Origin of the sequence: Marinobacter sp. F3R11, from assembly GCF_003318275.1 — a bacterium.
Classification (GTDB): Bacteria; Pseudomonadota; Gammaproteobacteria; order Pseudomonadales; family Oleiphilaceae; genus Marinobacter.
On the sequence record NZ_QOCH01000015.1, the window covers coordinates 65,227 to 76,803 of the forward strand.

Sequence of the window (11,577 nt, forward strand, 5' to 3'; positions counted from 1 at the left end):
TATCCAGTATATGTTTTGAATAAGAGTTTTGTATTATCGATTCGATGAAACACGTTAGAATCTGTATCGCCAACTGGCACCAACAGACCACTGCCCTGCTTCATTGTCTGCCGGATTGACCAGTTCAAGTTTTTTATCAGCAAGCTGTGCACTCAGGTCCAGCCAGCCGCTCAGAAACTCCGTGCCATACCCCGCCTTTGCGATCACTTGTCTGGCATTTTCAGCGGGGACCATCAGCTTTATGTCCTGATCGATTACCGGGGTTCGGCTTATGCCATCTTTGTTGAACTCTGCAAAACTGAGACTAAGGGACAGGTTGCGGCCGTCATCAAAAAAATGAAATCCCCCCAGTGTAATAGCCTCTGCATCACCACTGAAACTGGCACCCATGGTACGACCGTAATAGCGGTAGCCACTGGTGTAACGAGAGTGGTCGTAGGTGATATTGGGCATGGCATCTCCCAAAAAATCATCCGCTAAGGTGTTCACATATTCAACAAACCACTGCTGTTCACCGCTGAATAACTGGCTTGTCCAGTCTGCACCTAACAGCCAGGATTTACGTGCAGGAAATGCACCAGCTTCGTCTTCACCCATCATCTGGCCATACAACCCCATAGATTGCCCGCCCAGAGCTAAACCATAACGCGCATCTATGCTGGCAAGCTGATTGCCTGGATCGTCTTCTTCCAACTGGCCGTTATCCTTGCCGATCAGCGCATTCCAGATGGTAGACGCACCCTCTGGCCGGCCTTGCCCCCCGAGCATGATCGCCCGTGAAAAACCCAGCTCCAGACCATCCAATGGGCGCAGATTCAAACGCATACCAATCAGTTTAGCTTCCGGCACTTTGCGCTCTTTTTCGTACTGTCCGGCAAGCACTGTCAGTTGCCAGGGCCCAATCCAGCTCAACCAGCGACTTGCAGGCGCAGAGGCATCTTTACGATTTAACCATACGGAGGGCATCGGCCGGGCATTACTGGACAGGATAAGGCTGGATTGCCAGCCAGGGCCCCACCAGCGATCAATAGCGCCTGCACCAAACACCCAGTTGCCTGTGGTTGCTGCCAGATATGAACCATCGAAACGAACGTTTTCATCATCATCGGCGTTGTAGGCGTATGAAGGACTGAGCCCAAATGCCCAGTTTTGTCCCTGCCACTGCACATCTACTTCAGCGGATGCCTCTGCCATTTCACTACGGTCAAATCCTTGAACCATGACAACTTCACTGGTGCCGGATACTTCAAGCTCAGCCCGAAACCCCGGGGATGCTTGCTGGCCGAGTTCGAACTCGAGGTATTGGCGGGCCAGTCCCGTCGCGGAGTCAGGCCTGCTCCCTGCGTCACTCAGACCATTGGTTATGGAACCCCACATCAGCGGCCAACTAGTAATGGGTCTCGACAGTTGTCTGTGGTCAGCCAGCTTCTGAACGGCATACCGTGCACGTGTGTCACCTGGTTCAAGCCAAGGGGCAGCCCCTGCCAAATTGCTGATCAGGCACGCTACCGCCCCACCGACCAGAGTCCAGTGCTTTAAGGTCATATACGAATTGCCGGCAATAACAGGAAAACAACAAGGAGGGGACAACACGCTCCCAACTGCATCCCTGTCAGTGTGAATGTTCGATATCCGAAGCGTGGCGATTCTACGGGATAGTATGAGACAAACAAGTGACGGATAATCTGACACACGAGCTTTCAAGGACTTACCACGGTTAAGATTTGTTAAAGGGTGACTATCGCAATTAACTTGATTAAAAAGCACACCAATACAGAGCAATTGGTGGAACAGCCTAGAAATCTTAGATTTTAAGTGCAGATACCGGCACCCTGATCCGCTGCTGTTTCTGCATAAAATTTATCAGCACAATTGCCCGCTCTTCTCCCTCATACGCCTGAAAAACTGCATTGATACCTTCAAACGGCCCTTCACTCAACTGAACTATAGCTCCCGATTTTAGCCCACCCTGCTGCGCGAGCGAGTCAAGCCCCGCTTTTATATGCTGGATAATCTCATCTGAGATGGCAGCCGGCTTATTAGCAAAGCTGACAACACGGATTACTCCACGAGTCGAGCGGAGCTTTGCCCAGCTTGGGTCTGTCTGCTCCAGTTTCACGAACAGGTATCCAGGAAAAAGCGACTCAAGTTTCTGAGAACGCTTTCCGGCTTTAATTTTTTCTACCTGGATCTTCGGGTAGAAACAGACGATATCCTGATTCTGCAGGTGGGCAACTGCCCGGTCACCCTGGGCGGGCTTGTGTTGAAGCGCATACCAGGTCATGGGCTTGGCACGTATCCGTTTCCCGCAGCAATAAAATGCGGGTTCAGAACGTCCTCTTTGCCATATTGCAAAGACTTTCCATCTAAAGCGCGCACATTCCCACCTGCGGCGAGCAGCACTGCATGGGCAGCACCCGTATCCCATTCGCAGGTGGGCCCCATGCGCGGATAAATGTCGGCGTGACCTTCAGCTATCCGGCAGAACTTGAGCGAGCTACCGGCCTGAACAGTTTCATGTTCGCCAAGCGTCTCGATATAAGCTCGCGTCTCATCGTTCAGATGGTTTTTACTGGCAACCACACGCTTGGTTTCTCTCGGCTCCGACACCCGGATGCGATGAATCTGCCCGGTGCGGTCGCGCTTGTAAGCGCCCTCCCCTCTAATCCCCCAAAAGGCTTCTTTTAAGGCAGGAGCTGTGACCACACCCATTACCGGCACTCCATCTTCAATCATGGCAATATTTACCGTGAACTCGCCGGTGCGCTGGGTAAAGTCCTTGGTCCCGTCAATAGGATCAATCAGCCAGAACCGACGCCAATGCTTACGCTCCTCCCATGGAGCCAGCGCACTTTCTTCCGAAAGAATTGGAATATCCCGACTAATGGCACGCAATCCTTTGACGATGATGTCATGGCTTGCAATATCTGCGGCCGTAATCGGAGATTCATCTTCCTTGTAGCTCACCTTGAAGTCAGACTGGTAGACATGAAGCACCTTCGTACTGGCCTCATCCGCCACCTTAATCACTTCCGGAAGTATGGAACTGTAGTGCATAGTCTGCATCCTGCGTCTTTGATATTTTTGGAATAGTAGCAAATATTGTCAACTGTCCGTATTCAGTCTTTTTTGTGTCAGCGCTTTCAGGCACTCTGGCATAACCTGTTTAAAACGCGTTCCAATGCAAGCATTGAAAAGGTCCTTTGTGTATGAAACTTCGTTTCCTCGGCGGCACTGGCACAGTAACCGGCTCACGCTATCTGTTATCTGACGACAACCATCGCGTATTGATCGATTGCGGCATGTATCAGGGCGTTAAAACCCTGCGCCGGAGGAACTGGGCCAAGTTTCCTGTAGACCCGGGCACTATAAATGCGGTGGTTCTCACTCACGCCCACATCGACCACTCCGGTTATCTGCCTGCGCTGGTAAAAAATGGCTTCAAGGGCAAGATCTACTGCACCCAGGGTACTCATGACTTGTGCAAAGTGCTCCTTCCGGATGCCGGGTATCTCCAGGAAGAAGACGCAAAATACGCGTTCCGCAAAAAATTCTCAAAACATGAGCATCCGGAACCCTTGTTTACCGAGAAGGATGCCTGGGAAGCCCTGAAACACTTCGAGCCCCTTCACTACCACGAGACCTTTGAGCCGGTGAAGGACTTTGAAGTAACCTTTACCCCCGCCGGCCATATTCTGGGCTCTGCCTGCGTACACGTTCACCACAAAGCCGACAACCGTACAGTTGTATTCAGCGGTGACGTGGGCCGGCAGAATGACATGATCATGCGGGCACCGGAGCCTATCAAAGAAGCCGACGTGCTTGTGTGCGAATCCACCTACGGAGACCGGCTGCATGAGGAAACCGACCCGGAAACCGAACTGGCGGAGATCATTACCCGCACTGCGAACCGTGGCGGTATTGTACTAATACCCGCTTTTGCGGTTGGGCGTGCTCAGATGCTGCTCTACGCAATTCATAAGATCATGAAAGAAGGGCGAATTCCCAAGTTACCGGTTTTCCTTAACAGCCCTATGGCTATCAAAGCTACAGAGATATTTTGCAGGCATCATAAAGAACACAAGCTGAGCGCCAGTCAGTGCGAGATGATCGATAACCACACCGAGTTCGTCCGCACTGTAGATGAATCCATAAAACTGGATTCTGCCCGCTACCCTTGCATCATCGTATCAGCCAGCGGCATGGCCAGCGGAGGCCGGGTTCTCCACCATTTGAAAACACTGCTGCCAAACTACCGGAACAGCGTTATTTTTGCTGGCTTCCAGGCGCCAGGGACCCGGGGCGACAGACTGGTTGCCGGCGTAGATTCCGTGAAAATCCATGGGGAATACTGGCCTGTGAAAGCAGAAATCCACAACATAGGATCACTCTCCGCCCACGGCGATTACAACGAAATCCTGCAATGGCTCGAGCAGGGAACCCTGAAGCCAGAGAAAGTGTATGTCACCCACGGTGAAATGCTGGCCAGCGACATCATGCGCAAGCGGATCACAGAGAAGTTTGGATGGGACGCTGAGGTACCGGATTTGTATCAGGAGGTTGAGATTTAAGGTTTACTGGGTTCTTCTTTGGCTTCTTCTTACTCTTCATCGCCACTGGCACAGCCCTTGACGCTATCTGGCAGATCCGGGCTTTCAGGCGGAATCTTCACAAACTGCACTGAAGGCATCCGGTGGACAGGGCCTGCTGGGTGCTTTGGCTGTCTGAACGACACCACTTATTACCCCAGTTATAAATGGGGGGTTCCCCGGATAGCTCCACCGTCGACCTGACCTTCTGCTTTGGAGAAACTTCCATCAATATGCTTCAACTGAGTTGATTCATCGATTTACCTTCGTTCAAATTCTCCACCCATTCCAATGCGTATCCGTTCGAAATCATGCACCAGCCTCACAATTACAGCTACACCAAAAATCAAGAGCCGACGCGTGAGAGGAAGCTTACGTGCACACAAGATGACTTTAATCTTATCCAACAGGCCTTTGTTTGGCTGAATTTTCTCCAAGCCAACAACAGCTACAATCTCCGCATTATCTTCCAAACTCATGCGTCCACCAGCAACTCTTCGAGCCTGGATAAGAGCGCCTCTCAAGGTCGTTCGAGGCTTAGTCCATACCATTGCATCCTTAGAGAAATAAATCGGCACACCAAGCTTCCCGGCTCTCCACGACCATTCTCGGTCACCGCCCGACAAAAGGTCTTCATTAAATGCCCCCACTTGCTCAAATACCTGCCGAGAGACAAATAAGTTGGCCGTGGCAGAAAACTGCAACTCACTAATAGAGCGCTCTTGTCCGAATCCCATTAAAACCTGATAAGACTCTACAACACTCGGGTGCGGTGCCGTCTCGAAACGGACATCCCCACCAACAATGCTATCTTTCCCGTTCCTGCATAAAGCGTCTAACCCAGCACGAATCCAAAGCTTTTCTGGCCAACAATCAGCATCCAGAAAAACAAGAACTTTGCCGTTCGCCATTTTTACACCGGCATTCCTCGCGGAGTAGGCACCTTTTCTACTACAAATCAGCAACTTAACTGGAAAAGGAAGGCTCTTTGATACAGTCAACTTAGGTTCTGAACCATTATCAATAACGATCACTTCAATATCAGACATAGCTATGCCGTCTTGCCGAGCAATCGCCGCGAGGCAGCGCTCCACGCCTATCTGATTTTGAAAAACTGGGATTATGACACTGACCTCAGGAACCATTTGAACCTCCAATGCCTGAGAAATGCATTTAAATGAAAATAAATGATATTTTAACTTACATAAAAGTAACTCGTTATCTTAATGCTCCGGTTGTGCCGTGAAAAAAAGCCAATGCAGAGCTCACTTTAACGAGTGACTTCCAAACCAGGTAAGGTAAAAACTCATTGTCCATCAATTTTTTTAACGCAAATACATTTTTATCAATCGAAAGCCACAAAACAGACAGAGGAAAGCAATAAGCCACCGAATGCTCACGCGCATCAAAATACCAATAGCCTGTCTTACGGTAACAAGCTGGAAAGCGCTGAGAGAACACCTTGGCACTATAGGCTCCCGATTCAGAAGCCTTTGTCAAGACAGCTTCCACGCTGGTGGGAGGAGAGTGCGTCGCATAAACATCTGCAAGAAAAAGGGGGGAAATTCCAAACGATTTGATAAGGTTTTGAATCAGATCTCGATCTTCAAACCCATATCGTGTGTATTCCTCACTGAACCCGCCAATGCGGTCCAGCAGCTCCCGGCGGAACATACAAAAGGGCGTATTAAAATCTCGCGACCCTTTCAAATACGCGCTGGCTTTTTTTGCGTAAAGTTCATTGAGATATCGTGACCAATAGGATCGTCCATCAGCTCTAAGGTTTCCAAAGATACAATTTGCACCCGACTGCGCACCCCAAAAAAAGTGATCCAACCAACCGTCTTGAGGGACGCAATCCACATCGAGAAAAATAACGAACTCTGAGTTACCTGCGCGAAAACCGGTATTGCGCGCTGACGCTCTACCTCGATTTTTCATATGTCTAATCAAAGTCAAACGCGAATTCCCGCTAAACACGGGGGGCCATTCGAATCCAGGTTCTGATGAACCATCGTCGATAACGAACACATTCAACAAAGGGTATACGTCTAGCCAGCGTTCGATCTCGGATGATAAGGCAACTAGCGCTGACCAATTATTGTAGAGAGGGATTACTATGTCAGCGCTATAATTTTCAAAGCTCATAGAAATAGTCAAAACGCCCCCCAACATGAAGTACACACTAGTTTTTCGCCTTCTGTACGATTGCCCTATTAAGGATTGCGACGTAACCTTCGGTCACAACATTCCATCCAAAGTTATCACACAGCTTGGAATGGGAGCGCTTGACCTCAGTCAACCCCATATCCACATCTGAAAACACGGTGGTAATGGCATTAGCGATAGCTCCGCTGTTCCTGGTTGGCACTAAGTGGATATTCCCGGAATGCTCTATAATATCGGCGAGGGCTGGTATATCTGAAGCGATTACTGGACAGCCGCATCCTAGAGCTTCGATACAAACTAAACCCAAACCTTCTTGCAGAAAGGGCGCCACGAATACTGAGCTGGAACGGTATAGCTCTGGAAGTTCATTATGTGAGACCTTGCCCGCGAACTCGCAGCAATTTAACACGCCAAGCTTCTTGGCCATGTCTTGCAACCGAGTTTTATCTGGGCCATCGCCTACAATCAAAACAGTGGAATCAGGAAACCTTTGCAACAGTTCAGGAAGCGCCCCGATTAGATACTCCACACCTTTACTTTCAATTAGACGACCTACGGTGATAATCCGGCGCGCCCCGCCTTCTTCGTTGGTTGCTGGTCGGAAACGGTTTTCCAAATCAACCCCCATCGGCGCAACAACAACGTTTTTGACCGCGCCCACCTGATTGGCCAACTCCTTTAACATAGCCCTGCTAACAACGGTCACGGTAGAAGCTCTATGGGCGACCCATCCTTTAATCCCACACCAAATGCGACCCTTGAAAGACCAGAGGTCTGTTCCATGAGAAGTAACAACAAATGGAATCTTCCAACGGAAACACATCGATACCAATGCAGCAACCGCACCCTGAGGAACCAGCCAATGTGCATGCAGAACATCTGGCCGAGAACGAAGGCACAACCAAAGCGCAGTAAAAATCTGAGAAAGCACAAATGAGGGTAAAAGAACGGCTTTCCACGGCTTCGAGCGAATATTGTTGACTATGCCACCGTTATGCACCAACGTCTCCCATGCATTCGGAGCATATCGGTACCTGACAATGTTCACATTATCCATCGTCTCAACTCTGCTCGCGCCTTTAGCGCTTGGGCATAAGACCGTGACTTCCATGTTTTCAGCAAGCCGTCTGGACAGGTCGTGCACGAACGAGGGCTCGGTGTCGCCACTCCAGCGGGGATAGGTTGACGAGAGCACCAAAAGCTTTTTACGCATCATTAAGAGCTCACGCTCGACATCAGTCACGATCTTTATATATCAGGGACGTTATCTGCTCAGAGACAAGTCCTATGAGAAAAATTTGAACTGCAGCGACCATCAGAAGAGCAGACATATTGGTAAACGTCCCGAAATACCAATACGTATATCCATACCTAGACAGTCCCAACGCGAAACAAATCGCCGCCAATGGAACAAAAACTTTGAGCGGAGAGTATAAGGTTGCAACCTTAAAAATTATCAGAAGAAAACGAATTCCATCCCTAATGGGCCGAATATGGCTTTTTCCTTCTCTTTTAGCGACCTCAATTGGCACAAACCTGACGCTGTAGCCACTCCGCAGGAACGCCATCGTGCTTGTTGTTGGATAGGAAAAGCCATTCGGCAAAAGGTTGAGGAATTGTCTGAACTTGTTCGCATTTACGGCGCGAAAGCCGGAAGTAAGATCCTGAATCTTAAATCCCGTAACAAGGGACGCAAACCAGTTGTAAAATTTGTTCGCCAAGCTTCTTCCTATGTTGGCTTGCCCCCCAGAGTGTCGAGCACCCACAACAAGATCGGCACCTAGATCAATTTTTTCAAGCAAAAGCCTGATTTGCCTGGGATCATGTTGACCATCACCATCCATAAAAACAATCACTTCACCCTTTGCGGCACGGGCCCCGCTCTTAATTGCAGCACCATTCCCAACACTGTATTCATGATTGACACACCGTGCACCGGCCCCTTCGGCAACCTCCCTTGTATTGTCTGTGGAGCCATCATTAACAACAATGATTTCTGCACCCGGCAATTCCTCTCGAATGCTGAGTAACAGTTTCCCAAGATTTCGGGCTTCATTTTTAGCTGGTATAACCACACTGATTGATTCAGTCATTGGCGTGTTCCTGACTAGACAAACTCTTTGTCACTGACTCGAAGTCCTCTCTTAAATGCAAACACTTAACCGACCGCGCTTTCGCGCATTGCGCTTCAGCCTTAACCAAATAATCGCGAGCGGAGTCAAAATTCTGTCTGGTAATTTCGATTTGGGCTAAAGATAGCTTCACATCCACCCGGTCAGAACTTTCATTCGCAATAGTCATAAACTCGTAGGCCTTTCCCAATTCACCCTGGTAAAAATTAATTTTGGCCATAGAAATCAATAGATCAATGCGATCTCTACGAAAATTATCATTAGTTATCAGAGCATCAACGGTATCTTCGAGGTCCTGAATAATCTTCCCACTGCATTGTCCCGACTCGGACTTCCGGAGTATGGCTCCAATAATATTCTTGGCTTCCTTAAAATACTCAGACTCGCGCGCGTACTCCAGTAAAAACCTTCTGATTTTAATGTCTCCGAAATCTTCCCCCTGTGTGCATTGGACCTCGAGCCAGAGCAGCGGTTTTGTTATATCATTTTCGAACTGATCAACCGTCTGAGCATAAAACTCCGATGCTTTCTTGCTATGACCGCCAGCAATCAGCTCAACCGCCAGATGCCCGTGCGCGCGGTTTGAAGTGGGATTATTCTGGTACCAAATGATTGCCTGCTGGAGCGGGCGACCCCAAATCTTGCTTTCCTGAAACGTAATAAACGCGTTAACTGAGCCAAGCACTGCAAACACGGACAAAACCACTGGCAACTGGATTTTTTGCGGTATCCGGATCAGCCCTTCTAGCACGACGAAAAGCAACCCAATCGACGGGAAGTAGTTCCTGTGCTCAAAATACAATTCAAGCGACAGAAAACTAGACTCAAGAAGTTGGCCTACCGTATAAAAGAATGCACCCAAGAAAAACAAGGGGAATCTCGCACGGAATCGCCAAGCAAAAAAATGCAACACTGTGAAAGCTATACAGCTAACAATAACCACCCAAGATTCTAAAAAATCTCTGACAACAGGATAGTTCTCGTAGAAAAGGATGAAATCCTGTCCGACTGGGTAAAAAAACTTAAAGATATAACCCGGCACAATTTCAAACTGCGTCAGCATCCGTTCATAAGAATTGAAATCGCGAAAGTTAAAACCTGTAATAAAATATCCATCAAAATCGATGATCATTACGATCATGAGAGCAATGACAGGTGACATCATGAATAGAATCAGCGGAACCCTGAAAGCCCGGAGTCGCTGGAACACAGAGTTATCAATGAAAAGATACAAAAGGCACAAAAGCGGCAACAAAATGGCATTTTCTTTCGAGAGCACGCCGAATGTCGTGCAGATCAAGACAGCAAGCGCAGCGCCAAAAAAAACCTTCCTAGGATTTTGGGCATTCTCCATCCGAGCCAACAGTAAAACCCACACATTAAGCCCAAGCAACATCCAGAATGCTGCAAGAAGTGTCATTCGCTGAATGACATACTGAACCGCTGTGGTGTGAATTGGCGCTGACGCCCAAAAAAATGACAGTCCAACCCCTAGTGCAACCAATAAAATTGGATTATCACGTGCCCAATTAGGCTTAACCCGTCGAACAGTGGCAATTAACAAAAAGAGGACAAGCGCAAAATTAACTATGTGAAGGGCATAGTTAAACAATTTTAAAGAGACAATATCTGGCCAGGACTGGTATTGAAGAGCAAACGTCAGCAGGGAGAAGGGACGGCCGAGAGAGCCTATTCCCCCGAAAATAAACGCCACCCAATCTCTTAAGGTGCCCCCCTCAAGCTCTGCCATCCCTCTAAGGTTGCCAAGATCATCGAGAAGAAAAGCGCCATTCAATCCTGGAGAATAAATCAGATAAATAATAAATGTCAGGAGAAGAAAAAGAAGTGCGTAAAAAAAATGTACTGTTTGTTTATTTTTCATAAATAAAATGCCCGGCGTCACCACCGGGCAAGCCTATCATCAAGCTTTGTCTTACTTACAAGAGGAAGGCAGGTACGCTACACCGATGTCAGTTTGATTGGCAGCTTCACCACCAGACTCACCGCACTCCCACGAAGAACCACCATCAGTGGTAGAAATTGCGAACGTACCACCAGAGATGTTGGTGTTCACGTCACTGGTCTTCATGGTTGCTTGAATGTACCAAGTGTTTGTAGAAGCAGTGCCTATAGTCATCGAAGCCACGTAGCGACCTGAGTCTGTAGCGCCCAAGTCAGCAAGTGACGGAACACTGCCAGTACTTTGGAAAAATTCAGCAGCTGGCGCCTTAAGACCTGCTGTCAGGTTGACTGCTTCAGTAACCTGAGAGCGAGCAATGTAATCCTGATATGCAGGAATTGCAACTGCAGCCAAAATACCGATGATCGCAACAACGATCATAAGCTCGATCAGTGTGAAACCCTTCTGGGCGTGATTGATTTTCATGTTCTTCATATATGACCTCTATGATTGTCGTTGACCAACTCAGTTTGGCCCGGGGCCGGTGGAGCCTTGCCCCTAAAACCGGTTTTTTTGAGCCTACCTAGCCCAAGCATTCCTCATGCCAACCAAACGGAAAAATAATTAAATCTATATAAATCATTAGCTTATATTAAATCCAACTACCTAACGCGACATATCAATCCAGAGACCCTGGAGCCGCCCCCCGTCATTCGTTGACAAAATTTGTCACCCCTCTGCCACTCTCAGGCTTGCTCATTTGCAAACCCAATCCCAAATGGAACCC

The 11,577-nt window shown here is 48.5% G+C and carries 10 protein-coding genes; 1 reads left to right on the plus strand and 9 read right to left on the minus strand.

The genetic code is table 11. The features are described 5' to 3' along the window. Window positions 1-54: 54 nt before the first annotated feature. The 3 genes from DS878_RS08710 to cysQ form a co-directional block, all read right to left on the minus strand. On the minus strand, window positions 55-1,377 hold the full coding sequence (locus tag DS878_RS08710) for a capsule assembly Wzi family protein (protein ID WP_315971921.1): 1,323 nt from the start codon (window positions 1,375-1,377) through the stop codon (window positions 55-57). Window positions 1,378-1,804: 427 nt separating this feature from the next. Continuing rightward, window positions 1,805-2,284, minus strand: a complete 480-nt coding sequence (gene rfaH / locus DS878_RS08715; protein WP_113815595.1) for a transcription/translation regulatory transformer protein RfaH — start codon at window positions 2,282-2,284, stop codon at window positions 1,805-1,807. Further along, on the minus strand, window positions 2,281-3,057 hold the full coding sequence (cysQ, locus tag DS878_RS08720; protein WP_113815596.1) for a 3'(2'),5'-bisphosphate nucleotidase CysQ: 777 nt from the start codon (window positions 3,055-3,057) through the stop codon (window positions 2,281-2,283). Before cysQ ends, rfaH begins: the two co-directional genes overlap by 4 nt. A gap of 152 nt (window positions 3,058-3,209) precedes the next feature. Between cysQ and DS878_RS08725 the strand changes: the two genes are divergently transcribed. Beyond that, window positions 3,210-4,571: an MBL fold metallo-hydrolase RNA specificity domain-containing protein gene (locus DS878_RS08725; protein WP_113815597.1), complete on the plus strand. Its 1,362-nt coding sequence runs from the start codon at window positions 3,210-3,212 to the stop codon at window positions 4,569-4,571. Window positions 4,572-4,849: 278 nt separating this feature from the next. On the opposite strand, the gene DS878_RS08730 is transcribed toward DS878_RS08725, so the two are convergent. The 6 genes from DS878_RS08730 to DS878_RS08755 all read right to left on the minus strand — a co-directional run bounded on the left by DS878_RS08730 (window position 4,850) and on the right by DS878_RS08755 (window position 11,285). Then, complete coding sequence (locus DS878_RS08730; RefSeq protein ID WP_113815598.1) at window positions 4,850-5,734, minus strand: glycosyltransferase family 2 protein; 885 nt, start codon at window positions 5,732-5,734, stop codon at window positions 4,850-4,852. 73 nt (window positions 5,735-5,807) lie between these two features. After that, on the minus strand, window positions 5,808-6,749 hold the full coding sequence (locus DS878_RS08735; protein ID WP_187298770.1) for a glycosyltransferase family 2 protein: 942 nt from the start codon (window positions 6,747-6,749) through the stop codon (window positions 5,808-5,810). 25 nt (window positions 6,750-6,774) lie between these two features. After that, window positions 6,775-8,001: a glycosyltransferase gene (locus tag DS878_RS08740; protein WP_113815600.1), complete on the minus strand. Its 1,227-nt coding sequence runs from the start codon at window positions 7,999-8,001 to the stop codon at window positions 6,775-6,777. Next, a complete protein-coding gene (locus DS878_RS08745) occupies window positions 7,994-8,851 on the minus strand; it encodes a glycosyltransferase family 2 protein (RefSeq protein ID WP_113815601.1) in 858 nt (285 codons plus the stop codon). The genes DS878_RS08740 and DS878_RS08745 overlap by 8 nt, the downstream gene beginning before the upstream one ends. Next, a complete protein-coding gene (locus DS878_RS08750; RefSeq protein ID WP_113815602.1) occupies window positions 8,844-10,772 on the minus strand; it encodes a tetratricopeptide repeat protein in 1,929 nt (642 codons plus the stop codon). Before DS878_RS08750 ends, DS878_RS08745 begins: the two co-directional genes overlap by 8 nt. A gap of 51 nt (window positions 10,773-10,823) precedes the next feature. Next, entirely contained in the window at window positions 10,824-11,285 is a 462-nt protein-coding gene (locus DS878_RS08755) for a pilin (protein ID WP_222837449.1), read from the minus strand. Window positions 11,286-11,577 lie beyond the last annotated feature (292 nt).